The organism is Paenibacillus sp. FSL R5-0519 (assembly GCF_037974275.1).
In the GTDB taxonomy this organism is placed as follows: Bacteria; Bacillota; Bacilli; order Paenibacillales; family Paenibacillaceae; genus Paenibacillus.
In genome coordinates, this window is record NZ_CP150234.1 from 946,415 (window position 1) to 972,919 (window position 26,505).

Sequence of the window (26,505 nt, forward strand, 5' to 3'; positions counted from 1 at the left end):
CAAGTTAGGAAAACAGCATCGGAGGGAACATGCGACTTGAAAATTGTTAGCGTTTACAATAATTTCTTCAAAAATAATATGTTTATGAAAATGCTCCTGACCTTCTCGATGATATCGATTGTCACGATCATTACATTGTCTTATATCATCTTTTTAACGGTGTCCGACTCTACGATTCGCCGGGAACTGGCGATCCAGAAAGCAGCGATGGAACATGTGGATCGTTATATTCATCAGCAGTATGAATCAGTACAAAACATGGTGAGGGACATGCATCAGAATGAGGCACTCTCCGCCAACATTACGTATCTGATGAACCACTCCTACGCTGAATATGTTCAGCACATGACGAATGGATATTACGCCAATCAGGACGACTATTCGGCCGATGTGTTGAAACATTTTCAGAACATTATGGATCGTAATTCGCAGATTAACCAACTCATGTTGTATAGCGCTGAGCAGCAGGATCTGTCTGCCTTTAATCAACACAAGCAGTTCCGCAAGCTGGACACCAATGTAGCTCATTCCTATATACCGGACGTGATGGCGATGGAAACGCCGAATATCAGTGCACCCAATTACTGGATTCGCAAAGAGATCAATCAATGGGACCCTGCGCTCTATTCGATCCGCGTACCGATAAATAATACACAGACGCTTCGTAATCTGGGGCAGTTTCTGGTGTTTTTTGACTCGGAGGGAATCGGGAATGCACTGGATAACTACGAGAGTAACCTGAAGGGAGAAATCGTGGTGTTATCAGCCAAAGGAACAGTTCTGTTCGACTCCAACAATCAGTATTACGGGAAAAAGTACCCTTACGTGAATGTGGCCGATTCCCTGTTTGATCAGACGGATATGGATTCGATGAAAAAGGAGCAGAACATGTATGTGAACAAGTTTGTCTCCGCGGATCAGGGTTATGTGGTTATTGGTACTGTTCCGGTGGAAGAGATGGCTGAGACCTATGCGGGGATTCGTAATACCATCATCTCCATCAGTATCGTGTGTATTCTGTTTGCCGTGTTGGTTCCGGCATTTTTCATTATTAACTTTGCCAAACGAACCCGTCGAATCATTCGCTTTACCCAAAAAGTAAAATACGGCAACCTGACAGCTCGCATTGACGATGCACGCGATGATGAACTGGGGCAGATCTCGCATAGCTTCAACGACATGCTGGATGAGCTGAATCTTTACATTGAACGCGTCTACAAAGCCGAGATCAAACAGAAGGAGACCGAACTGGTCGCGTTACAGGCACGTATCAATCCTCACTTTCTCTACAATACGCTTGAAGTGATTCGAATGAGGGCCATATCCCAGGGGGCGAGAGATGTCGGCGAGATGATCTATAGCCTATCCGTATTGTTCAAGAGCCTGGTACAGCAGAAGAAGAATTACACGCTGAAGGATGAGATGGAAGCATGCCGCTTGTATCTGGAGTTATTCCGAATCCGCTACAAGGATATTTTCATATATACAATCCAGATCGATGCTGCTTATTATCAACACCCTGTGGTCAAACTTTCGCTGCAACCCATCATTGAGAATTATGTCGTGCACGGCATTCAGACGGAACGTTCGGATAACCGATTATCGATTGTTGTGGAAGAGACGGATAATGTCATGCAGGTGGAGATCAAAGATAATGGCAAAGGCATTGATCCTGCACGTCTGACGGAGATCCTTGAAGAACTGGAACGTCCAGAAGAGTCTGGTCAGATGTTCGGACTGCGCAGTGTTCATAGTCGATTGCGCTTCCTGTATGGGCCGGAGTTCGGTATCACCATAGAGAGCACCCTCGGTGAGGGAACACGGATCAGGGTGCGTTATCCACATACAGAAGGGACGGGAGTTTAACATGTACAAGGTGTTTATTGTAGACGATGAGCCGTTCATCATTGAAGGGTTATACGATATTGTGGATTGGTCTTCATTTGGTATGGAAATTGTGAGCCATGCAGGTAATGGGCAGGCAGCGTTACAAGCGCTCTCCTCTCAGCCTGTGGACATCCTGATCACGGATATATCCATGCCACTCATGAATGGTCTTGACCTGATTCGGGAAGCAAGGCGAGTGCAACCTGAGATGAAAGTCATTATCCTGAGTGGTTTCAATGAGTTCGAATATCTGAAGGAAGGCATGCAGCTGGGGATCGAAAACTATTTGCTCAAACCGATTAATGTGGAGGAACTGGAATCCACGCTGAGCAATACAGCGTCCAAGCTGGATCATACAGTGACACCTCAAGCCGATGATGCGTATGGCATTCAGATTCTGAAAGATAACATTCTTCATCGATGGCTTACGGGACAGATTGCAGCTACCGAATTTGAGGAACGTGCCCGGTTTATGAACCTTTCTCTGGAAGCCTCGGATGTGGCTGTCGCTATATTGCGTGACAAAGACAAAGGGCAAACATTCGGCATGTTTGAACGTGTGGAGGAGATGCTGAAGGACAAGTCCCATCTGAATGTCTTTCATGACATCGATGGTGATCTCGTCATTGTTGCCAATGTCGACGGTAACGAGGATGAGGAACAGAAGTTAGTGGAGGGCCTTCAGGCTTTATCCGATGCCATCTCAGTAACACATCCTGCGGTACGTATTGGGGCGGGCAGGTTGATGAAGGGGATTTACCATGCGCCGGCCAGTTATGAAGAGGCAAAAAAGGCGCTCCAATACGTGATGATCTATCCCGATCTGAAAGTCATCGACCATGCCATCCTGGATCGTTGCGGCAACTCGGCAGCGTCCTTCTTCATTGACTGGAGGGATTACACGAAACTGATTCTGTCCCGGAATACAGAACAACTTGCGGAACGGATTCGTATGGATTTTGAACAGCATCGCAATGGACTTACACCTGGGGAGCTACAGAATACCGCATTGGAAGTGGTGATTCGCTTCAAAATGGAACTGGAGAGCATCAAACACTCGGATGAGTCTGCCATATACCAACAAGGGCTTCAACTTGTGCTGGACAGTGGCACTTTTGATGAACTCGTGCGGGCGCTTCAGCAAGTTGCGGCGCAGACGATTCAATCCCTATTGCAGGATATGAAGAATCCAATTGTGAACCAAGTCCTTCAGCATATCGACAAACACTACGCAGAAGAACTTTCCCTGAAGCTGCTGGGTGCCCACTATCATCTGCATCCGGTGTATTTGGGACAATTGTTCCATAAGGAGACTGGAGAAACGTTTGCCGAATACATCAATAAATACCGGATTGAACGTGCGAAGGAACAGCTGCGGAATACCAATCTGAAGGTACATGAGATCGCCCGAAATGTGGGGTATTGGGAGACAGGGTATTTCTATAAACAGTTCCGCAAATATGTGGGAATTTCACCGACGGATTTCAAGGTGTTTGGTTAATTCGGTGACGGGGAGATTCAACTGTACGGACGGAGATCCAAGAGACATATCGGGAACAGGAATGGCAGCATGAAGAGCATGCCATATGTTACCCGGCATGTCTCTTTCATGTAAGCGATTTATTTAAACAGGTACAAAATAGTTGTCCAAGGACGATTTCTCTTTAATTTGTACCTCGAAAACTTAAGTTTATCTTCTTTTTGTAAATGCTTTCATTCGATAAGGTTAAAGCAGTTAGTAAGTAGTGCCTAAGGGAACACGAAAAGGGAGGATCAAAGAAATGAGTAAACAAAGAAAACGCTTCTCACTCGTTCTTGCATTGTTAATGGCCGTTACACTTGTTCTTAGTGCCTGTGGAGGAAGCAAAGATGCTTCGGAATCCGGGGGAGCTGGAGACGACGCGGTAGAGTTGATCTGGTATACCATCGGTACCCCTCAGAAAGACGTCAACAAAGTGATGGAAGAAGTCAGCAAGTATACCAAAGAGAAAATTAATGCCACGGTAACGATGAAGATGGTTGACTGGGGTGACTACCCGCAGAAGATGCAGGTTAACGTAGCATCCGGTGAGCCAATGGACATTCTGTTCACCTCTTCCGGTGGATTCGATTATGTACAAAATGCCAGAAAAGGTGCATTCCTTGAACTGGATGACCTGCTTGCTGAATACGGTCAGGATCTCACCAAGACCATTGATCCTGCATTCCTCAGCGGTTCGAAGGTAGACGGACACAATTACGGAATTCCAGCCAACAAAGAGCTGCCTCAACAAGAGGTATGGCGCTTTAACCAAATGCTGGTTGATAAATACAAGCTGGACACCTCTGGTGTCCGTACGTTAGACAGTCTGGAGCCTTTGCTGAAAACGATCAAGGAAAACGAGGCAAGTGTAACACCTTTTGCCATGGATAAAAACTATGTTCCTTACGTGCCGTATGACTATGTCATTCAGAATCTGCCGATGGCAATCAAGCTGGATACAACGGACTATAAGCTCGTGAACATATTGGAAACACCTGAAATGAAAGAAGCACTTACGACGATGCACAAATATTACAAAGCCGGTTATGTATCGGCAGAAGCAGCTACAACAGGTTCCACGAACGACCTGACAACATCGGGCAACTGGTTCCTGGATCGTGCACAGACACAGCCGCTCGCGGACAACCAATGGTCTGCAAGTTACGGTTATCAAGTTGTTTCAACACCTGCAAGTGACGCCATTATAACGAATACATCTGTACAAGGTTCCATTATGGCGATCTCGGCTAACTCGGAATATCCAGAAAAAGCGATGGAGTTCCTGAACCTGCTGAATACAGATCCTGTGCTGCGCAATATGGTGGACTCCGGTATCGAGGGCACACACTACAAAAAAGTGGATGACACGCATATGGAAAATCTGCCTGAATCGAAAAACTACGATATGCCTTCATACTCCCTTGGGAATAACATGCTGCTCTATCTGAACAGCAATGACCCGGACAACAAATGGGATGAGTTCAAGAAGTTTAACGCTGAAGGTACCAATTCCCCGATCCTCAGCTTTAACTTTGATTCAAGCAATGTATCTGCTGAACTGACGGCGGTACAGAACGTGAAAGAGCAGTATTGGGCAGCACTGATGACAGGTACACTGGACCCGGCAGCCAATCTGGATCAAGTGATTGAGAAGTTCAATCAAGCCGGACTGGAGAAAGTAATGGCGGAAGCCCAAAGCCAGCTGGATGCCTGGAGAGCGGAAAACAAGTAACAGTACATCGTAAGGATCGGGCGGCTGCTTATCGCGTCCGGTCCTTTTTCATTCAAGCCTGAAGGAGGAACTCCACAATGACTACATTTTTGAAAAACCTGATTAGAAACCGGGTCATGCTGTTCATGGTGCTGCCAGGCGCCATCTGGTTCTTCTTCTTCTCCTACTTGCCTCTTGTGGGTACAGTGGCTGCCTTTAAGGAATATCGGTTCAGCCGTGAGGGGTTCTGGGCAAGTCTGATGAAGAGCGAATGGGTAGGCTGGGACAATTTCAAATTCCTGTTCAGCACAAGTGATGCATGGCTCATTACACGCAACACCCTCTTTTATAACATCGCCATCATCTTCCTGGGACTGGTATTCGCTGTGGCACTGGCAATCCTGCTCTCGGAACTGGTTAACAAACGACTCGCCAAACTGTATCAAACCGGCATGTTTCTGCCGTATTTTCTATCCTGGGTTATCGTTGGTTACTTCGCTTTCAGCTTCTTGAGCATGGACCGCGGGATGTTGAATCAGATTATCGGCTGGTTCGGGATGGAACCGATTCAGTGGTACTCCGAGGCAAAATATTGGCCGTATATTCTCGTATTCGTAGCGTTATGGAAAACGATTGGTTATAGCAGCGTTGTCTATCTGGCTTCCATTCTGGGGATTGATAAATCGCTCTACGAAGCAGCCATGATCGATGGGGCAAGCAAATGGCAGCAAATTCGCAATATTACGATTCCGTTATTATCACCCATCATTACAATCATGACCTTGCTGGCCGTAGGCCGCATTTTCTATGCCGACTTTGGACTGTTCTATCAGGTGCCAAGGGATTCGGGTACGCTCTATTCCGTTACCAATGTTATTGATACGTACGTATATCGTGGATTGAAAACAAGTGGTGAAATTGGCATGAGCACAGCTGCGGGATTGTATCAATCCGTCGTAGGCTTTGTACTCGTTATTATTTCCAACTATGTTGTGCGCAAAGTAGATAAAGACAGCAGCCTATTCTAGGACAGGGAAAGGAGTGAACCACCATGGCTCAAGCAGGGCTTGTTAAAAAACGCGACTTCCACCACGTATCCAGCGGCTGGAACGTAATCATGAACATCATCGCCGGTCTATTCGCTCTGATCTGTGTATTTCCTTTTATATTTGTAGTCATCATCTCGTTTACGGACGAGAAAGCACTGGCCCGTGATGGATATCGTCTGATTCCGGCAGAATGGAGTCTCGCGGCATATCAGTTTGTCTGGCAGAGCGGGGATACGCTGCTGCGGGCGTATGGAGTTACCATTTTGGTGACGGTACTTGGTACCATCATCAGTCTGATTCTCATGTCGCTATATGCGTATGCGATCTCCCGAAAGAGCTTCAGATATCGGAGATTTTTCTCCATCTTTGCGATTCTGACCATGTTGTTTAACGGCGGGATGATTCCAACCTATATGGTTGTATCCCAGCTGCTTGGACTGAAAGATACGTTATGGGCACTGATTCTGCCGCTGGCGATGAATGCCTTCTACATCATGATCCTGCGTACATTCTACTCCACCAGTGTGCCGGATGCAGTCATTGAATCGGCGAAAATTGATGGTGCCGGAGAATTCTATACCTTTATGAAAATCGTAATTCCACTCTCCTTGCCGGGACTGGCAACCATCGGGTTGTTCAGTACACTCGGTTACTGGAATGATTGGTTCAATGCGCTGTTATACATCGATAATCCCAATCTGGTACCCCTGCAATCGATGCTGATGCGGATTGAGTCGAGTATCCAGTTCATCCAGCAGAACTCTGCTAACAGTTCGATGAGTCTGGCAGCCATGCAGTCCATTCCGCAGGATACATCCCGAATGGCGATGGTTGTGCTTGCCACGTTGCCGATTATATTCGCTTATCCGTTCTTCCAACGTTACTTCGTACAGGGTCTGACGGTGGGCGCAGTCAAAGAATAAACGGATCTTGCTATAGGATTGGAGAGATGCAGATTGATGACTTACAAGGACCAGAGTAAATCCGTAGAGGAACGGGTACAACACCTGCTGAGCCTGATGACTACAGAAGAAAAGGTAGGCCAACTTACGCAGCCATTTGGCTGGCAGACCTATACGAATGATCAGGGGAACATCACATTAAATGAATCCTTTAAGCAGCAAGTGGAGAATGGCGGCATTGGCTCCCTCTATGGTGCACTTCGGGCAGATCCCTGGACTGGCGTTACACTGGAAAATGGACTATCTGCGAGAGAAGGCGCTGAGGCGGTTAACCTGATTCAACGTTATGCGGTAGAGCATTCCAGACTGGGCATTCCCATCCTGATTGGGGAGGAGTGCTCACATGGTCATATGGCCATTGACGGGACGGTCTATCCCGTTCCCCTTTTACTGGGGAGCACATGGAATGTGGATTTATACCGGGAGATGTGCCAAGCGGTAGCAAAGGAGACACGTGCCCAAGGCGGTGCAGTCACCTATTCGCCGGTACTGGATGTTGTGCGTGATCCGCGCTGGGGGCGTACGGAGGAATGTTTCGGTGAAGATCCGTTTCTCATTGGAGAACTGGCAGTTGCTTCCGTGGAAGGACTTCAAGGTGAAAGTCTGGATCGGGAGGATGCAGTTGCTGCTACGCTAAAACATTTTGTCGGTTACGGCAGCTCGGAAGGTGGACGCAATGCAGGGCCTGTACATATGGGCTGGCGTGAACTGCTGGAAGTGGATCTGTATCCATTCCGTAAAGCTGTAGAAGCAGGTGCAGCTTCCATCATGCCGGCGTATAACGAAATTGATGGCACACCTTGTACGGTAAATACCGAACTGCTGGAAGATGTTTTGCGTAAAGATTGGGGCTTTGATGGTCTGGTTATTACGGATTGTGGCGCGATCAACATGTTGGCTAGTGGGCATGATGTCGCGACGGATGGACTGGATGCATCGGTGCAGGCGATTGAGGCAGGCATCGATATGGAAATGTCCGGTGAGATGTTCGGGCAATATCTGGTGCAGGCGGTGGCAGAAGGCAAGCTTGATGTGCAGGTTCTGGATCAGGCTGTCTCTCGCGTGCTGGGGTTGAAGTTCAAATTGGGCTTATTCGAACAGCCTTATGTGGATGCTGATCGGGCAGCAGAAGTGATTGGCAGTGAGCAGCATGTTCAGCTCGCACGCCAGTTGGCGGCAGAAGGCGTTGTGCTTCTCAAAAATGAGGCCGACACGCTGCCTTTATCGATAGGGAATTTGGGCCGGATTGCCGTCATTGGCCCCAATGCCGATCAGGCCTACAATCAGCTGGGTGATTACACGTCTCCGCAACCGAAGTCGAAAGTGGCGACGGTACTGGATGGCATTCGCAGTAAGCTGGCTAATCGTATGGATGTGCAAACGGAGAAGAGTTCTGTTGGTTTTGTGACTGATGGCAGCAGTGTAGATCAGGTTCTCTATGCACCAGGATGCCGGATTAAAGGTGATTCAAAAGAAGGATTTGAGCGGGCTATCGAAGTTGCCAGTCAGGCAGATACCGTCATTATGGTGGTTGGCGGCTCCAGTGCGCGTGACTTTGGAGAAGGAACAATTGATCTGAAGACGGGCGCTTCCAATGTATCGGATCACTCATGGAACGATATGGAGTGCGGTGAAGGGATTGACCGGATGACGCTGGGTCTTGCCGGAGTACAGTTGGAACTCATTCAGGAGATTCACAAGCTCGGCAAGAAGCTTGTCGTTGTCTACATTAATGGTCGTCCCATCACGGAACCTTGGGTGGATGAACATGCCGATGCAATTCTGGAGGCGTGGTATCCGGGTCAAGAGGGCGGACATGCCATTGCAGATATTCTATTCGGTGATGTGAATCCGTCAGGCAAATTGACGATCTCCATTCCGAAGCATGTCGGCCAATTACCGATCTATTACAACGGCAAGCGTTCCCGAGGCAAGCGTTACCTCGAAGAGGATTTGGAGCCACGTTATGCATTTGGATACGGACTGAGTTATACCACATTTGAGTACAGTGAACCGCAGCTGAGTGATGCATCCATGACAGCGGGGGATTCAGTCACGGTGTCTGTGAATGTGACCAACACCGGCCCTTATGCAGGTGCAGAAGTTGTACAGATGTACATCTCGGACGTGGTTAGCTCACTGACTCGTCCCGCCAAGGAACTGAAGGGGTTTGCGAAAGTGAACCTGGAGCCTGGAGAGACACAGACCGTGGAGTTCCGAATCGGAGCGGAGCAGTTGCAGTATATTGGTCGTGATTTGAAGCCTGTCGTTGAACCAGGACAATTCCATATTCATATCGGCAGCAGCGTAAACGATACGCATATGACCGAACTGACCGTAAGGGAGGCGTAAGACTGTGGAACGTATCAGACGATTGATTCGCGAGTTGTCCGAACATCAGTGGCTGGAGCAATTGCAGCTGCGCAGCTGGGACATTACCCGTGCTTATTACAATGTTCCAGGACAGTATGAGGATCAGGGTGAGTACCCGGAAGGGCAAGATTATGAGCGTTTTCCGAGCAAACAGGGGACGACGTATTTCTTCAGAACACGATTGGAGATCCCTGCTACATGGCAGCAAGCGCCTTATGGGCTTGTATTTGAAACGGGGGGAGAAGGTTTACTGCGGGTGAATGGACACTCCTACCAGGGATTGGACCGCAATCATACCTACGTCACACTTGATCCGTCCAAAGTCGGGACCAACCCAGAACTTGAGATTGAGATGTTCGATCCAGTACCTGAACCTGTGGACCCCTTGAATCAACAGGCGGTTATTCAGCCGCCGATCACATCGATTACGAGCCTGCTGGTAAGACCAAATGAAGCCGTTCGCAGTCTCATGTACACCGTCATTATTGTGCGTGATTCGGCTGTGCTGCTGCCAGAAAGTGACTTCAGGCGGGTACGTCTACTAGAACTGTTGTATCGTGCAATGGATCAATTTGTAGGCATGTCGGCAGAAGAGATTCAGCAGGGAGAAGGTATTCGACAGATTGAGCATAATCTGAAGCATCATGTACGTGAGATTGGCGGTAACGCGGAGGGTCTGGAGCATATGGTGGGACAGTCCCACATTGATATTGCGTGGTTGTGGCCTGTTCGTGAGACGGTGCGCAAGACGAGTCGTACCTTTTCCACCGTGGATGCACTTATGAATGAATATCCGGACTATGTTTATTCCCAGAGCCAACCCTTGTTATATGCATTCCTGAAGGAACATGATCCCGAATTGTACGCACGCGTGAAGCAGCGGATTGCTGAAGGACGTTGGGAACTGGTTGGCGGCATGTGGGTTGAGCCGGATTTGAACATTCCGAGCGGGGAGTCCCTGATTCGCCAGATGTTGTATGGTCAGCGTTTCTATATGGAGGAATTCGGCAAGACATCACAGATTGAATGGCTGCCAGATACATTCGGGTACTGTGCCTCACTGCCGCAGATTTTGAAGCATGGCAATGTGGAGTATTTCATGACCACGAAGCTCGGATGGAATGACACCAATGTGTTTCCATATGATCTGTTTCACTGGGTGGGGATTGACGGCACACCCATTCTGTCTTACCTCAATCATGGTGTTAATGAGAACACCTTGCCAAAAGATATCCACGATCACTGGCAGTCCTACCGTGAGAAAGCAGCCCATCCGGAGCATATGCTTCTATATGGACACGGAGATGGTGGCGGCGGGGTAACACGCGAGATGCTGGAGTATATGGATCGCGCAGAACTGATGGTTGGACAGCCTGCAAGCCGTTATAGCACAGCCGGAGCTTTCTTTGCCGGAATTGAAAAGGAGCAACCTGTACTTCCGAAGTGGCATGGTGATCTGTATCTGGAATTACATCGGGGAACCTACACGACACATGCGCGCAATAAGCGCAACAATCGGAAAGCGGAGGTTCTGTATCGAGAAGCTGAGCTATGGAATACACTCGCTCAACCGGATATGGAGGCTGATGCAGAAGCTGAAGTGCGTGCGGCACTGCATGATGGTTGGAAGCTGATTTTGCTAAATCAATTCCACGATATTATACCGGGATCGGCGATTACGGAGTCCTACGTGACTTCGAATGAGGAATATGTACAGGTATTTGAATTAGGTAGAACCGGATTGCATCAAGGCATTACAGCATTGACAACGGGGATCAACACCGAGGGACCAGAAGGTTCAGTAGCCTATGTTGTATTCAACAGCCTGGGCTGGAAACGGAGTGCAGTCGTTCAACTTTCTGTGCAGGATGGCTTGGATCGCTATGGCGTCGATGAAGAAGGCCAACGCCTGCGGATGGATCGGGAGGATGGCAGCATGTCTATTCTCGTGACAGACATTCCGGCGTTTGGATATAAAACGATCTGGCTGGTACGGGAAAACACAAGGGAAACGAATGTACGGGAAATGACTAACCTTGCCGCACAACCAACCTTTAATGATACATGGGATACCGCTCTTTATCATATACACTTCAACGAACGCGGGGAGATCACCCGTCTGTGGGATAAGACCGCGGAGCGCGAGATGCTGAAGCCGGGTGAACGAGGCAATCAGCTTCATTTCTTCCATGACCGTCCGACACTCTGGGATGCATGGGATATCGACAGTCGTTATGAGGAACAGATTGCTGGTGAAGTGGAGCTGTTGGAGAAAAAGCTGGTGCTGGCAGGTACAACGAAGGATGTCCTGCGCTTCCGCTGGAAACTTCATCAATCGATGATCACACAAGATATCGTCTTTTATCATGACTCACGGCGAATCGACTTCCAGACACAGGTGAACTGGAATGAAGATCACAAGCTTCTGAAAGTTGGATTCCCTATTGATGTGGTGACCTCCAAAGCGACATTTGAGATTCCATTTGGCGCACTGGAACGTACAACACATCGCAACACAAGTTGGGAACAAGCCCAGTATGAGGTCTGTGGACATCGCTTCGCGGATGTATCCGAATATGGATACGGCGTGAGCTTGCTCAATGATTGCAAATACGGTTATGACGTGCAAGGCAGCACGATTCGTTTGTCCTTGTTGCGTGCCCCAAAATGGCCTGACCGCACAGCTGATCTGGGAGAACATGAATTCACATATTCCCTGTACCCGCATGACGGAGACTGGAGAAACGCACACACCGTACGTCAGGCAGCTGAACTGAACACGGAAGTGGTCGTGCAACAAGTAGAGCAAACACAACAGCCCCAACAAGCACAACCGATGGAACAGGCGCAACAGAAGGATCAATCACAACTAAGCGCAGAGTCTGGAGCAACCGCAGATGCAACAGTAACTGTTACACACCCACGTCCAGCAACTGGCTCATGGATTAACTTCGAAAGCCAGCATGTCATTCTGGATACCGTCAAACTGGCAGAGGATGGACACGGCACCGTGCTGCGTTTTTATGAGTCGTCAGGCAAACGCGAAAACATCACATTGCAATGGCCACATGCGTTCGAGCAAGCCTATCACTCCAACGCACTGGAAGAACCAATCCAACCACTGGCCCACACCAACGGCCAGATTACACTATCTTTTAAACCCTACCAAATACAAACCGTGCTACTGCGGTAAACCTTTTTGAAATATTTTTGAGCTATATAAGATGAACTTAAACATGTACACATAACGGAGAGTGCAGAACCAGATGGAGAAGCGAAGCGTTCGCCTTTATCCCCGGATTTTACCCTTTAAAAAAGGGAATCAAAAAATCTGGGGATAACAGCGATCGGAAAATGGTACTGCAATCGTAGTGTCCGAGTGTCCAGTCAATGGGTTTATCTTTTATAGCTACACCATTCAATTTGTTTAAGGAGTTGCACTCATCCATGGAACAGTTTAGATTACCCAAAATACCCATGCCGCCTGTTGCTTTGCCACAATCCATTCAGGCCGTGCTCGAAGAAGCAGAACAGAAACTGGCTCACAGGCCAAAGCTGCTACAATTATTCAAAAACTGCTTCCCCAATACCATCGAAACAACCACCAAGTTGATGGAGGACGGTACCACTTTTGTCATCACGGGAGATATTCCGGCTTCCTGGCTGCGTGATTCGGTGGAGCAGGTGGTACACTACATTCCGTTTGCAAAAGAAGACGAGGACCTGCAACGCATCATCGGCGGGCTGATCAAACGTCATATCCAGTATGTTCATATCGATCCATATGCCAATGCCTTCAATGAGACGGCCAATGACTGGCACTGGAACACCACGGACGAGACCGACATGTCACCTTGGGTGTGGGAACGCAAATTCGAGATTGACTCATTATGCTTCGTTGTGCGCCTGGCCTATCTGTATTGGAAGGAAACCGAGCTGACTGACATTTTTGATTCCAGTTTCAAGGCAGCGATGCGTAAAATTGTGGATCTGTTCAAAGTCGAACAGCATCATATGGAACAATCTCCGTATCGCTTCACTCGCAATAACGGTATCCCGACAGATTCCTTGCGTAATCACGGAAAAGGCATGCCAGTCAACTACACAGGTATGATCTGGTCCGGTTTCCGTTCCAGTGATGATGCGTGTGACTTCCACTACAACATTCCTGGCAACATGTTTGCGGTTGTTGCTCTGCGTCAGATGCAGGAGTTTGCCGAGTGGGTGTTCCGGGATATGGAACTTTTGCAGGAATTGAAGGATCTGGAGCAGGACGTGGATCATGGCATTCAGCTGTATGGTATTTATCGTCATCCGGAATTTGGACCGATCTATGCGTACGAGACGGACGGTTATGGCAACCACTGTCTCATGGACGATGCAGGTACACCGGGACTCATGTCCATCCCCTATCTGGGTTATGTCACAGCGGATGATCCAATCTATCAGAATACGCGCCGCTTTGCTCTGAGCAAAGAGAATCCATTCTACTATGAGGGCAAGGTTGCCAAAGGGATCGGTAGCCCGCACACCCCGCCGAATTATATCTGGCATATGGGATTGTCCATGCAGGGACTGACTGCGCAGTCTGCCGAGGAGAAACTGGAGATTATCCGCATGCTCGAAGCGACAGATGCAGATACCGGATATATGCATGAAGGCTTCCACGCCGATGATCCAACGATCTTTACACGAAAATGGTTTGCATGGTCCAACAGCCTGTTCTCCCAGTTGGTCTATACATCCATGAAGGATGGCCTATTATGAGTATCCAACCTAAGGATCAAAAGCTGATTATCTTCGCTGACCCTGCGTTTGCCGTAACTGGTGCTTTGCCAACTCAGGAGGCTCTGGATACGTGGGAAGCAGTCGAAGAGATTACTGTTGTAAACGCTGATGAACTTGCAGAGGCGTTGAAAGCGACGGCTGGTGAAGGATGTTTCATCAATCTGCATGCACCCTATTTCCCCAAGTCCGCCTGGACGGAGATTGCAGCTTATCTGCATCAGGGTGGAAGCTTGATCAGTGTTGGTGGTGCGCCTTTCAAACGTCCGGTTCGATATGAGAATGGGACATGGGTTGTAGAGTCCGAGCAGACCGCCTATCACCAGGAGCTCTATATTCATGAGGCGTTAAACGTATCTGCTGACGGTGTGCAATCATTCACTTCATCTGAACAGATCCCGCTTCTGGCCGGCAAAGAAGGACTTTTCGAGATTTCAGATACATGGAATCTGGTTCCGCATACGACCAAAAACAGTGATTTGCCACACCAGATGGGTTCTGCAGGCACGATGAGTACACAGATTCACTCTTTGCTTCGCGGGATCAACAAGGATGATCGCAGCATTGCTGCCCCAATCGTCCTATGGGAAAACTCCCGCGGGACTTTCGTTGGTTCGCGCTGGATGTTTGTACATCTACCGTTGACCCCTTCATTCTGGGAGCAGGATGGTGCTGCCGAGATCGTGAAGTGGGCACAGTTCTGTGCGCAAGGTGTAACCGAGTTATCTCTGAAAACGAATTATGCCTCGTATGAGCCAGATGAGCGGGCAGTACTCACACTTCAAGGCCAGATTGTACAGCGTACAGGCAAAAGGCGTACAGCATCTGAGCTGTGGACATTCGACATAACAGTGGAGCATGAGAATCGCGTTAATGGCATGGCAGAAAAGGTATGGAGCCATCGACTGGAGATGGAACTTTCAGGTGAACAACGTTTCGAACGCATACTTCTCCCGGTTTCCATTGAAAGTGGATTGTATCGGATTGTGTGCCGTGCACAGGCACCTGATGGGGAAGTTCGAATCCTTCGGCAAGGCTTCTGGGGACAGGATGCCGTATTGCTGGCAGAAGGGGAAGTAATTACCCGCAGCAGAGATTATTTTGTGAAAGATGGACGACCTCTCCCTGTTGTGGGTATGACCTACATGACCTCGGATGTGGCACGGAAATTTCTGTTTCTGCCGAACGCGGATGTCTGGGATCGCGACATGGCACAGATGGCGAAAGCCGGGATCAACTGGATTCGGACGGGAATCTGGACCGCTTATCGCAATATGATGCAGGTGGACGGTCACATGGCTGAGGACGTGCTGCGTGCCATTGATGCTTTCCTGTTAACAGCGAAGCGGCATGGCTTGCAGGTCACGTTTACCTTCTTCTCCTTTACACCGGAGACATGGGAAGGGACGAATCCGTATTTGGACCCGCAAAGTGTCGAAGCACAGAAACGTTTCATCCGCAGCATCGTTAGTCGTCACACGCATACAACACATGTGGATTGGGATCTGATTAATGAGCCGTCGATGTTTGATCCGGTGCGTATCTTCTCGGCTGGCCCACGCTCGGCGAAGGATACGTATGAACTGAAAGCCTTTGTCGAGTGGCTTCAGCAGCGCCATGAGACGATAGAAGCATTGCAGGAGGCATGGAACATGTCACCGAAGCAACTTCCCGACTTTGCAGCCGCGTTCATCCCTGAGCCGGAAGAGATTAATTTTGATGTACAGGACATGCACAAGGCCAAAAAAGGAACACGCTGGCTCGATTATTGTCTCTTCTCCATGGAGATGCACAATGTTTGGGCAAGAGAGCTTGTAGGTACGATCAAGGATCTAGTTCCCGATCATCTGGTCACTGTGGGGCAAGATGAAGCCCTTGGTGCGCAGCGTCCTTCGCCGTTCTTCTATGAAGGTGAAGTGGATTATACAACAGTGCATTCCTGGTGGTTAAACGATGATCTGATCTGGGACGGCATTTTCGCCAAAACGCCACATAAGCCCAATCTCATTCAGGAGACGGGCATCATGTATGTGGAAACCCCGGATGGACGAGCCAAACGTACGGAAGAAGAGCTTCGCGGCATTCTCGAACGCAAGTACGCCTATGCTTTTTCGACAGGCGGCGCAGGAGCAGTGCAATGGATCTGGAACACGAACTTCTATATGGATAATGCTAATGAGTCTCATATCGGAGCGCTGCGTGCAGATGGCACGGAGAAGCCGGAGGCGGATGTGTCTTATGATTTTGGCCGATTCATGCATGGCATTCGTGATCTCTTTGAAGACCGTGAGCTGGAGGATATTGCAGTGGTGTTCCCGTATTCCAATGATTTCTCCAATCGTGCCTTGGCCTATGATGCCACAACGAAGCTGACCCGTGTAATGTCTTATGATCTGAAACTGCCATTCCGTGCGTTATCCGAATATCATCTGGAAGCGTTGGAGCAGCAGCCACCGAAGCTGGTTATCGTGCCGAGTCCACATAATATGGACAGCGACGCACTGCATCAATTGCTCACGTTTGCAGAGAAGGAAGGCACAAGCCTGCTCATTACAGGGCCACTGGGATTGGATGCGTACTGGAAAGCAAGTGACCGGGCAGATCATATCGTCGGCCAACGCAGTCTGGGTAACGTGCAGCGGGAAGAGCTGCTGAATATTAACGGCGTGAATCACCGGGTGACCTATGGACGACGTCGGATCGCCGAGGTGGCGAAGGAGACGTTGCTTCATGGGGATAAGGGTACACCAGATGAAGTAACCGTTTTGCCTTTGGGTAAAGGGAAATTAATCTGGACCCCACTACCGCTCGAGTTAAACGGACGGGATGAACCACTTGCTGACTTGTATCGTTATGCCACTGAAATTTCGGGCGTCGAACAGGAGCTGGAATGGATATCCGGTGGGGATATCGCTGGAATCTACGGACGGAAGCTGAGTTTTCCAAAAGGAAATCTGTATGTATTCGTATCGGAGTTTGCCTTGAACCATGAAGTTCATGTGAGAGATCGACGTACAGGTGTATCGTATGCGTTCCAATTGGAGAAAAATCGTTCCGTGTTATTTGCCACAGATGCTTTCGGAATGCTGAATGGCGTGTATCGCCCGGATGAGGTTGAGATTGTACAACATGAGGAAAGAGGTGGCGTAACACGATGATCAACCGGACAAACAAGTCGAAGAGAGCGCACATTATTTCGCATACCCACTGGGATCGGGAATGGTACTTGCCGTATGAGAAGCATCATATGCGGCTCGTTCAGCTCGTCGATTCACTGTTGGATCAGCTGGATGAAGGATCAGACTATAAAAGCTTTTATTTGGATGGACAAACGATAATTATCGATGACTATCTTCAGGTTCGCCCGGAGCAGAAGGAACGACTGGAGAAGCATATCCGCAATGGGCGGATAGTGATTGGGCCGTGGTACATTTTGCAGGATGCATTTCTGACGAGTGGAGAAGCCAATGTGCGCAACATGCAGGTTGGACATAAGGACGCCAAGCGTTATGGTACCCCTTCGAAAATTGGTTATTTTCCCGATACATTCGGATTGGTCGGACAGACCCCGCAGCTGATGCAGCAATCGGGTATTGATAATGTGTTCTTTGGCCGGGGTGTGAAGCCTACGGGCTTCAACAATACGGTATCGGATGCCGGATATGAATCAAGCTTCTCGGAGCTGATGTGGGAAGGGCCAGACGGATCGAAAGTGCTCGGCGTATTGTTTGCCAACTGGTATTCCAACGGGAATGAAGTTCCAGTAGATGAGGCTTCAGCCCGAAAATTCTGGGAAACCAAGCTTGCCGACGCGGAGAAATATGCATCCACGAATGAGTTGTTATACATGAACGGATGTGATCACCAGCCGATTCAGCGAGACCTGCCAGAAGCGATTCGTATGGCTGAGCAATTATATCCCGATATCGAGTTCGTTCACTCGAACTTTCCGGATTATCTCACTGCCCTGAGAGCATCGGCTGAACATGAGTTGTCCACGGTCAAAGGAGAACTGCGCAGCCAGCGTACCGATGGCTGGGGGACCCTGGTGAACACTGCCTCGGCTCGTGTGTATCTGAAACAGATGAACCAGTTAGGCCAGACCATGCTGGAAAAGGTGGCTGAACCCCTGGCATCCTGCGCCTACCTGCTTGGACATGCCTATCCACATGATCAGCTGACATATGCCTGGAAAACGCTTATGCAGAATCACCCGCATGACAGCATCTGTGGATGCAGTGTGGATGAGGTGCATCGTGAGATGGTGACGCGATTTGATAAGAGCCGCCATGTGGCAGAAGCATTAATTGAGGACAGCACCAATCAGATTGCCACAGCTGTGGATACCTCCATCTTTGCACGTTATGGCGAAAGTGCTCGACCTGTTGTGGTATTTAATACAACGGGCTGGGAACGCAGCGGTGTGGTTCAGATGGAACTGGATGCGGCTCGGTTATATTTCCGGGAAGGATATACGCTCGAAGAGATGGCGGTGCAGATGAAAGCTATTGACCTGTCAGATCGTATCCTTGTAGATGAAGAGGGTACACCGATTCCATGTACGGTGGAAGATCTGGGTCTGCAATTCGGCTATGATCTGCCGGATGATCGCTTCCGCCAGCCGTATAGCTGTCGGCGTGTTCGTATTCGTTTTGAAACAGAGAATGTAGCTGCATTTGGTCTGAAGACGTATGCATTGGTCAACTTTGCGGATGCCGCAACGAGTGGTATTCCATCACAAACGACTACCTTGTTGCGTGGTGAACGTGGCATGGAAAATCAACATATGATCGTCACGATAGCGAACAATGGTTCATTCACCCTCACGGATAAACGGACAGGCCGGACTTACAAAGACCTTGGCGTGTACGAAAATGTGGGCGATATCGGCAATGAATACATGTTCAAGCAGCCAGAGAACGAAGTGGCGCGAACAACACGCGACCTTCAAGCAGAGATTCGGGTTCTTGAGGATACATCCTACTCGGCCTCGTTCGAAGTGATTCATCATTGGGAAATACCGGAGTCAGCGGATGAAACGCTGGACAAGGAACAGAGAGAACTGATTTATTATCCACATCGCAAAGCCCAGCGTTCAACTAAAATGATTCCTCTCCAGATCCGTACGGTTATATCATTAAGCCGTAGTGGAAAAGGAGTGCAAATGGAAACCACCTTCAACAATCAGGCGAAGGATCATCGGGTGCGCGCACTCTTCCCAACAGATCTTGTATCTGCTGTTCATCATGTGGACTCCATGTTTGAAATTGCGACACGTGATAACACACCTGCACCGGAGTGGCAAAATCCAAGCAATACACAACATCAACAGAGTTTTGTGGATGTGAGTGAAAAAGATGCGGGATTGGTCGTAGCCAATCTGGGTCTGAACGAATATGAAGTTCTTCAGGATGGACGAAACACCATCGCCGTTACGTTGCTTCGTGCTGTGGGCGAACTTGGAGACTGGGGATTGTTCCCGACACCGGAAGCACAATGCCTTGGTGAACATACATTTCAGATCGAGGTTATTCCTCACGATGGCAATGTTGCAGCGTCAGGTGCATATAAGGAGGCCTACCAGTTCCAAGTTCCATGGACATTGGCACAGACGGAAGTACATCCCGGTTATCTGCCACCTAGCAGCACACCATTGGCATGGCAAGGAGACGGCTTGGCTTTTTCTTCACTCAAGGTGAATGAAGACTCCGGTGATGTGATGCTCCGTTGGTACAATATGATCACCGAGTCCGTTAACTTGAAGCTTGCTGCATCGCAAGCAAATCCACAACCATTCGAATTGGCATATAAGAGCAACATATTGGAGGAAGAGGGCGAAAGGCTCCATACCCACAGCATAGAAGAGGCATCAACATTATCATTTGCCAGTAAGGAATGGAACATACAGGCTGATTCATGTGAGATCATCACTGTCGGCTTGCGCCGCTAATCGAGGTTGAAAAACAGATTTCTGGACATGCACTAAAAGGTACAGGACTACTAGTATGCGATGAATCAGGTATTACCTATGGTGGTGGAAGAGGGACGCTATTTACCAGATGTATCTGTTGAGTTATTGGTTGTTTTTCTATAGAATGAACAGTAGAATTGCAAACGATTGAAAGTTCCTATGCCATCAACATGGCTAGGGAGCACTTCAATTGTTCATTCTATATTGAAACATTAAGGGGGCTTGAAGCCATGGAATCCTTGGGAGGACTGCTTCAGCAGCTGAACCCTGCCTTTCGTGAGCAATCGCGGCGGATTGCGGCGGAATTGATGGAAAATCCGTACGTACGCGAATTCCGTGCAGGTCATCCTGAACTGCAAGATGCACAGCTCATGACCGATCTGAGCAAGCTGTTTCAGTACGCCAAAGACTCAAAGAACTGTGCGAATTGTCCGGGACTCGACAACTGTCCTAACGATTTTCAGGGCCACTTTTGCAAACTGGAAGTAGAACATTTTAACGGTAAACCCGAAATTATAGATATAAAAGCACCTTGTTCCAAACATGTCGCCCGGCAAAATGAACATATCATTAAGCAACGCATTCGCAGTTTCTATGTGGATGAGCGTGCGCTAAGTGCCGGATATAACGATGTGGAGATCATGGGCAAGGATCGGATGCGTGCTCCGGCAGTGAATCAGGTGCTTCGTTATATTAGGGAGACCAAGGAGAACGGATTATCTCCGCAAGGACTGTTCCTGGAAGGGACATTCGGAACAGGCAAGACGTTTTTGATGTGTTATCTGCTGCATGAACTGGCGGTGGCAGGCCACACGGGTGTCATTATCTACATGCCTGACTTTGTGGAGGATCTGAAATCCATGATCAGTGAAGGGCAGAAGCTGAAGGAAATGACGGATGTTCTGAAAAGTTGTGATCTGCTCATCTTTGATGATATCGGGGCAGAGAATCTGAACCCTTGGGTTCGGGATCATGTGATGGGGTCTATTCTGAACTATCGGATGAATCGCAAACCAACGTTCTACACGTCCAATTACAATCTGGATGGGCTTGAAAAACATCTTAGCTTCACCAATCGGGATGGCGAGGAAATGAATAAAGGCCAGCGTCTCATGGACCGGATTCGTCCATTCGTGGATGTCATCTCCGTTCGGGGTGAGAATCAGCGCGGCAAACGTTAACCGGTAATTCTTTTGGTCTGATCGGCAAAATGTACTTTTTACATTATAAGTAGTCCCAAAAAAAGCCTGGCTTTCGCATTGTGCGAAAACCGGGCTTTTCTGGTCCTGCGTGAGCCTGAGTAACCTATTCGGTGAGGAATTTGAAGATGACCATACCGAAAAAGATCACTGTCATCAGGCCGGCCATGCCGGCAACACCCGCGATCAGATCAAATAGATCGTTGCGGGGTTCCTCGTTCACATGTTCACGCGGGTCGCTGATCCGCACATTTGCATCCATGTTATTGCCTCCTTATGGGGAATGACAGCTTGGCCTGAAGCGGCTGCAAACCCGGAGTAATTTTAGTATACTTGGAAAAGAAAGCGTTTGTAAAGATTTTGCAGTGGGTATGCCACATCCTGTAATTGTGAAGATTTGATGTTGGGAAGATGAACATTGCAGCGTTCAATTCACAAGTTTAATGTACCTGTGTTATACTGGAAGTGTCGTTCACGACGTTACAGGTTAAAATAAAACCGTAAGTATATATAAGGAGGACAATTTCATGGCTATTGTTAACGTATCCGATCAATCCTTCAACGCTGAAGTAGAAGGCGAAGGAACGGTTCTTGTTGATTTCTGGGCGCCTTGGTGTGGTCCTTGTAAAATGCTCGCTCCAATCCTGGAAGAGCTGTCCACAGAAGTTGGCGATGCAGTGAAAATTGCTAAAGTTAACGTGGATGAAAATCCGGAATCTGCTTCCCGCTTTGGCGTAATGAGCATTCCAACTTTGATCTTCTTCAAAGATGGTCAACCGGTAGATAAAGTGGTTGGTCTGAACTCGAAAGATGCGCTCAAAGGAATTATTGAAAAACACCAATAAGTTACAGGCTTAAACATACGCCTCCGGTTTACATACCGGGGGCGTTTTGCGTCGAATACCTTTATATAGGACAATATAAAGTATATATTTTTTATAAAATGAAACTGGAAATTTACATGTTAACGGAGAGGACAGAAATGAGCTGTAGAAGCGAAGCGTTCGCCTTTATCACCGGATTTTCCCTTTTAAAAAAGGGAATCGAAAAAATCTGGGGATAACAGCGATTGAAAGATCATTCTGTCATCGGAGTATTTCATGTAAGGTGAGGATTTCAGCTTTTTCGGGAAGGAGGATTCACCGAATTATGGATCAATTCATGAATGATTTGCAGGATCAGGAGAAGGCATTGGTGCAGATTCGGCACAAGCTCGCTTTGCTGCCAGATATGTCTGGATGTTACCTGATGAAGAACAGTGAAGGCACGATTATCTATGTCGGTAAGGCCAAAGTGCTGAAGAACCGCGTACGCTCTTATTTTATCGGCAGTCATAACGGAAAGACTCAGCGTCTGGTGTCCGAAATCCGTGATTTCGAATATATCGTGACGGGCAGCAACATGGAAGCACTCATTCTGGAGTGTAACCTGATCAAGAAACATATGCCGCGTTACAACGTGTTACTCAAGGATGACAAGACATTTCCGTATCTTAAAATTACAAATGAAAAGCACCCCCGGTTGGAAGTAACCCGGCGTGTGCTGAAAGATAAAGCCAAATACTTCGGACCTTATCCGAACTCGTATGCGGCACACCAAACGAAAAAATTGCTTGATCGTATGTATCCATTGCGCAAATGTGGTGTAATGCCCAAAGAAGTGTGCCTGTACTATCACATGGGACAATGTCTTGCCCCTTGTGTGAAGGAAGTGGAGAAGGAGCAGTATGACCAGATTTCACAAGAGATTGGTTCATTTCTAAGCGGTGGTCACGAAGAGATCAAGAAGGACTTGCAGCGCAAGATGCAGGAGGCCGCGGAGGATCTTTATTTTGAACGGGCCAAGGAACTGCGCGACCAGGTGATCGCCATCGATGCGATGATGGAAAAACAGAAAATTACGATGGCCGATGCCAGAGACCGGGATGTATTTGGGTTTGCCATTGATAAAGGCTGGATGTGTGTCCAGATTCTATATATGCGTCAGGGTAAAATGATTGAACGTCACGTATCCACTTTCCCGTTTTACGGTGAGGCGTATAGTGACTTCATGTCCTACGTTACGCAATATTACAGTGATAATCCGGCATTGCCACAAGAAATTTTGTTGCCGGAAATGCCCAAAGATATGCCGACCGGTGATGACAGTACGGATACGAGTTCTGGTGCTGATGGATCGGTGCCTGCCGCAGTTACGGTAGAATTTGATCAGGCGCAACAAGCGGAGCAAAGTACCGCTAACCAGCCACTGGTTGCTGAGACCCGTGCAGCTTATGGAAGTTCCACTGAGTCAGAAGGTGAACAGCCTGACAGTATGCAAGAGGATGCTCTTACAACAGATACAACTGCTTCAATTGAAAAGTTCCCAGCAGGTCTGGAAGACCCGACTCAGGTTGCTGCTGCTTTACAGGAGTGGTTGGAGATCAAAGTGCTTATCCCGCAACGTGGATTGAAACGCCAGATGATCACCATGGCTGTGGATAACGCACGTGTAGCATTGGAAGAGAAGTTCCGCCTGATTGAGCGAAATGAAGAACGGACATCCAAAGCTGCTGAAGGACTGGGACGTTTTATTGGACTGGATCAGCTTCACCGTATTGAAGCGTTTGATAACTCGAACATCCAGGGTACGAACCCGGTATCTGCCATGATCGTATTTACGGATGGTAAACCGGATAAGAAGGAATATCGGAAATACAAGGTCCGTTCAGTTGAAGGACCGGATGATTATGAAACCATGCGGGAAGTCATTCGTCGCCGTTACGAGCGGGTATTAAAAGAAAACCTGACCCAGCCTGACCTGATTGTGGTCGATGGTGGTAAAGGGCAGATCTCGGCTGCGGTCGATATATTGGAAAATGAGCTGGGGCTGTTTATTCCGGTATGCGGATTGGTGAAGGATGCGAAGCATAAGACTTCACAGTTGATGATCGGTAATCCACCAGAAGTCATCTCCCTGCCTCGGGATAGTCAGGAATTCTACCTGTTGCAGCGGATACAGGAAGAGGTCCACCGTTTTGCGATCTCGTTCCATCGGGAACAGCGTGGCAAATCAATGGTGACATCACGTTTGGATGCCATTCCGGGGATCGGAGAGAAGCGGCGTAAACTGCTGTTGAAGCATTTTGGCTCTTTGCGCAAAATAAAAGAGGCCAGCGTCGAAGACTTCCGGCCTCTATCTATTGGTGACAAGTTGGCAAATCAGATTATTGCAGCACTTCGGGATGAGGAGTCGTAACATACGGCTTCTCTTTTTGTTTTGGATTGAATTTGTAGACCAGATATCCAACGATGGCCGGGAGTACAATCCAGAAGAGTCCGGCAGCCATATTCAGGGCATCTCCCATAAAGACCAGGCTGAGTCCCATCAGTAAGCTGTCGAAGATCACATGGGCGAATACAACGGCAATGAAGCCGTGACGCAGCATGATCAGACTGAACAGCAATCCAATGACCATCAGCTCAATGGGCCGAGTAATTACCGGGTAGATCGGATATAACGTATGTCCAAGTGCCCAAATGATCGTTGGGATCAGACAGGCAATAAACGTGTTACGCACAATCTTCTGCATCATGCGAATGCCGAACAGTCGATAGACGGCTTCTTCACCAATACCGGCCATCCATGCCATGATCGGGAAGAGCCAGGCATAGGTCATGTTAAATGTAGATTGATCTGCTGACGTCGTTGACCATGTGCCGATGCTTCGCTCCAGAATGAAGAACAGGATGGATTGAACACCCAACAGAATGAATGCCCACAGGTAACCGGCAAACATACTGTGAAGTACATATTTTCCGTATCCCGGTTCTTTGGCACGAGGCCAAGGATTCAGACCTATTTTACGCCACATGCCGTCACCGGCAACGAGGGACAGATAGATAGTTGCACTCATGACCAGCGTAATACCTGTCTGCAATAACATCAGGAACGCTAACATGAAGCTGGAGAGCCCTTGTGCCTGAAAGAGTGGAATCATGTTCAGCGTACCAATAACCGATGCTGCGAAATACACCAGCGAGAGAATGATCCCGCGTTTGAAGGACGTATGTGCTCGGGTCAGAATGCTATAGATGATGGCGAGCACGCCCAGAACAAAGGTCAGGAATGCATAGCCACCATACGTCATCCAGTTGGCTTGGCGCGTTTGAGCTTTTACATAGTCGGTATGGGATTCAGGGACCGAGAAGCCAGGATCGAATGATCGTACGGCACCATCTTCAAACGTAAAATTCAGTTCAAGCTTGGAATCTCCAATGACTTTTGCAGGATCTGTATACTTCAGTCCCGCTTCACCATCGCGAGTATCCAGTTGAAGTGTGGGCACTTCATAACCGAATTCGGTCAGAACGCCAGCCGCCAACTGTTCTTTCTCGTCCAGTGACATATTGCCTTCGGCAAGTACTTGCGATGTGGTCACTTTCCCGGTGCTCTGCTCCGCCTCAATGGCGGTGTAGAGGGAAGAAGGCAGTTCCCGTTTGAAGCCGACCACTTTTCCTGTTTTCATATGTACGTCAACATGAAGATAACCGCCTCTGTCCTGGTCAGGCAAACGAACGCGGTATACATCGTAAGGATAGCTTGTTTCCCATTTCTGGTTATAGGTATCAAGTTGTTTGGTTTTGGCCATATACCCGTAGATATCGGAATGTGTCTGGTAGGTTACCAAGGGTTTTCCACCATCATTTGGCAAGGTATAGTCATCCACAGAAGCTGCGAATGATCGTGCGGCTTGCGTCGCCTGCTCCTTGCTTATGAAGGACGTGGACGAAATTTCGGTTGTTTGCGATGAGGTAGCAGGAAAGATCTGAAATACAAAAAATAGAATCAGGCCAATCGCCGCAAGCAACCCCAGACGCTTGAAGTTAGCCTTGAGTAGCAAAGGCTGCCCTAAGGGATTCATGTAATGTTGTTCCTCCTTAATCTAATAGAGGTTGTTCAAAAAGTTTCTAGCTTCATCCCATCTTCTTGGTACTGAAAACCGCCCTTTTTGAACGCGCACTAAGATGGATATTAAAGTTAACATAGCACAGGCCATACACCGAA

15 protein-coding genes are annotated in these 26,505 nt (G+C 48.4%); 13 read left to right on the forward strand and 2 right to left on the reverse strand.

Features of this window, described 5'->3' with window-relative positions; translation table 11 throughout:
- Positions 1–78: 78 nt before the first annotated feature.
- From MKY73_RS04170 to dnaI, 11 genes are all read left to right on the forward strand, one after another.
- Positions 79–1,866, forward strand: coding sequence for a sensor histidine kinase (locus MKY73_RS04170; protein WP_339261513.1), 1,788 nt, complete (start codon positions 79–81; stop codon positions 1,864–1,866).
- A gap of 1 nt (position 1,867) precedes the next feature.
- On the forward strand, positions 1,868–3,388 hold the full coding sequence (locus MKY73_RS04175) for a response regulator transcription factor (protein ID WP_339305809.1): 1,521 nt from the start codon (positions 1,868–1,870) through the stop codon (positions 3,386–3,388).
- A 280-nt stretch (positions 3,389–3,668) separates the two neighbouring features.
- Positions 3,669–5,141 carry an ABC transporter substrate-binding protein gene (locus MKY73_RS04180; RefSeq protein WP_339305811.1) on the forward strand — a complete coding sequence of 491 codons (1,473 nt, stop codon included), beginning with the start codon at positions 3,669–3,671 and terminating at the stop codon, positions 5,139–5,141.
- Between the two features lie 77 nt (positions 5,142–5,218).
- The gene (locus tag MKY73_RS04185; RefSeq protein ID WP_339237455.1) at positions 5,219–6,148 is read left to right on the forward strand and encodes an ABC transporter permease subunit; all 930 of its coding nucleotides are present in this window, start codon (positions 5,219–5,221) and stop codon (positions 6,146–6,148) included.
- Between the two features lie 23 nt (positions 6,149–6,171).
- Positions 6,172–7,092, forward strand: a complete 921-nt coding sequence (locus MKY73_RS04190; protein WP_062837930.1) for a carbohydrate ABC transporter permease — start codon at positions 6,172–6,174, stop codon at positions 7,090–7,092.
- Between the two features lie 36 nt (positions 7,093–7,128).
- Positions 7,129–9,483, forward strand: a complete 2,355-nt coding sequence (locus MKY73_RS04195) for a glycoside hydrolase family 3 N-terminal domain-containing protein (RefSeq protein ID WP_339308480.1) — start codon at positions 7,129–7,131, stop codon at positions 9,481–9,483.
- 4 nt (positions 9,484–9,487) lie between these two features.
- A complete protein-coding gene (locus MKY73_RS04200) occupies positions 9,488–12,697 on the forward strand; it encodes an alpha-mannosidase (RefSeq protein ID WP_339305813.1) in 3,210 nt (1,069 codons plus the stop codon).
- Between the two features lie 254 nt (positions 12,698–12,951).
- Entirely contained in the window at positions 12,952–14,271 is a 1,320-nt protein-coding gene (locus MKY73_RS04205) for a glycoside hydrolase family 125 protein (RefSeq protein ID WP_339257206.1), read from the forward strand.
- Complete coding sequence (locus MKY73_RS04210) at positions 14,268–17,447, forward strand: beta-galactosidase (protein ID WP_339305815.1); 3,180 nt, start codon at positions 14,268–14,270, stop codon at positions 17,445–17,447. Before MKY73_RS04205 ends, MKY73_RS04210 begins: the two co-directional genes overlap by 4 nt.
- Positions 17,444–20,239: an alpha-mannosidase gene (locus tag MKY73_RS04215; protein WP_339305817.1), complete on the forward strand. Its 2,796-nt coding sequence runs from the start codon at positions 17,444–17,446 to the stop codon at positions 20,237–20,239. The genes MKY73_RS04210 and MKY73_RS04215 overlap by 4 nt, the downstream gene beginning before the upstream one ends.
- 251 nt (positions 20,240–20,490) lie before the next feature.
- On the forward strand, positions 20,491–21,441 hold the full coding sequence (gene dnaI / locus MKY73_RS04220) for a primosomal protein DnaI (protein ID WP_253440604.1): 951 nt from the start codon (positions 20,491–20,493) through the stop codon (positions 21,439–21,441).
- A gap of 124 nt (positions 21,442–21,565) precedes the next feature.
- On the opposite strand, the gene MKY73_RS04225 is transcribed toward dnaI, so the two are convergent.
- On the reverse strand, positions 21,566–21,721 hold the full coding sequence (locus MKY73_RS04225; protein WP_017692450.1) for a hypothetical protein: 156 nt from the start codon (positions 21,719–21,721) through the stop codon (positions 21,566–21,568).
- A 265-nt stretch (positions 21,722–21,986) separates the two neighbouring features.
- Here MKY73_RS04225 and trxA point away from each other — a divergent pair, with 265 nt between their 5' ends.
- A complete protein-coding gene (gene trxA, locus MKY73_RS04230) occupies positions 21,987–22,304 on the forward strand; it encodes a thioredoxin (RefSeq protein ID WP_036605788.1) in 318 nt (105 codons plus the stop codon).
- Between the two features lie 304 nt (positions 22,305–22,608).
- The gene (uvrC, locus tag MKY73_RS04235) at positions 22,609–24,696 is read left to right on the forward strand and encodes an excinuclease ABC subunit UvrC (protein ID WP_339305819.1); all 2,088 of its coding nucleotides are present in this window, start codon (positions 22,609–22,611) and stop codon (positions 24,694–24,696) included.
- On the opposite strand, the gene MKY73_RS04240 is transcribed toward uvrC, so the two are convergent.
- Positions 24,665–26,362, reverse strand: coding sequence for a type II CAAX endopeptidase family protein (locus tag MKY73_RS04240; protein WP_339237439.1), 1,698 nt, complete (start codon positions 26,360–26,362; stop codon positions 24,665–24,667). The two genes, uvrC and MKY73_RS04240, sit on opposite strands and share 32 nt — an antisense overlap.
- Between the last annotated feature and the right edge of the window lie 143 nt (positions 26,363–26,505).

Bases quoted from the DNA above. Each gene is read 5' to 3' on its own strand.
- MKY73_RS04170 (WP_339261513.1), top strand. From the start codon at position 79: ATGTTTATGAAAATGCTCCTGACCTTCTCGATGATATCGATTGTCACG.
- MKY73_RS04175 (WP_339305809.1), top strand. From the start codon at position 1,868: ATGTACAAGGTGTTTATTGTAGACGATGAGCCGTTCATCATTGAAGGG.
- MKY73_RS04180 (WP_339305811.1), top strand. From the start codon at position 3,669: ATGAGTAAACAAAGAAAACGCTTCTCACTCGTTCTTGCATTGTTAATG.
- MKY73_RS04185 (WP_339237455.1), top strand. From the start codon at position 5,219: ATGACTACATTTTTGAAAAACCTGATTAGAAACCGGGTCATGCTGTTC.
- MKY73_RS04190 (WP_062837930.1), top strand. From the start codon at position 6,172: ATGGCTCAAGCAGGGCTTGTTAAAAAACGCGACTTCCACCACGTATCC.
- MKY73_RS04195 (WP_339308480.1), top strand. From the start codon at position 7,129: ATGACTTACAAGGACCAGAGTAAATCCGTAGAGGAACGGGTACAACAC.
- MKY73_RS04205 (WP_339257206.1), top strand. From the start codon at position 12,952: ATGGAACAGTTTAGATTACCCAAAATACCCATGCCGCCTGTTGCTTTG.
- MKY73_RS04210 (WP_339305815.1), top strand. From the start codon at position 14,268: ATGAGTATCCAACCTAAGGATCAAAAGCTGATTATCTTCGCTGACCCT.
- MKY73_RS04215 (WP_339305817.1), top strand. From the start codon at position 17,444: ATGATCAACCGGACAAACAAGTCGAAGAGAGCGCACATTATTTCGCAT.
- dnaI (WP_253440604.1), top strand. From the start codon at position 20,491: ATGGAATCCTTGGGAGGACTGCTTCAGCAGCTGAACCCTGCCTTTCGT.
- MKY73_RS04225 (WP_017692450.1), bottom strand. From the start codon at position 21,721: ATGGATGCAAATGTGCGGATCAGCGACCCGCGTGAACATGTGAACGAG.
- trxA (WP_036605788.1), top strand. From the start codon at position 21,987: ATGGCTATTGTTAACGTATCCGATCAATCCTTCAACGCTGAAGTAGAA.
- uvrC (WP_339305819.1), top strand. From the start codon at position 22,609: ATGGATCAATTCATGAATGATTTGCAGGATCAGGAGAAGGCATTGGTG.
- MKY73_RS04240 (WP_339237439.1), bottom strand. From the start codon at position 26,362: ATGAATCCCTTAGGGCAGCCTTTGCTACTCAAGGCTAACTTCAAGCGT.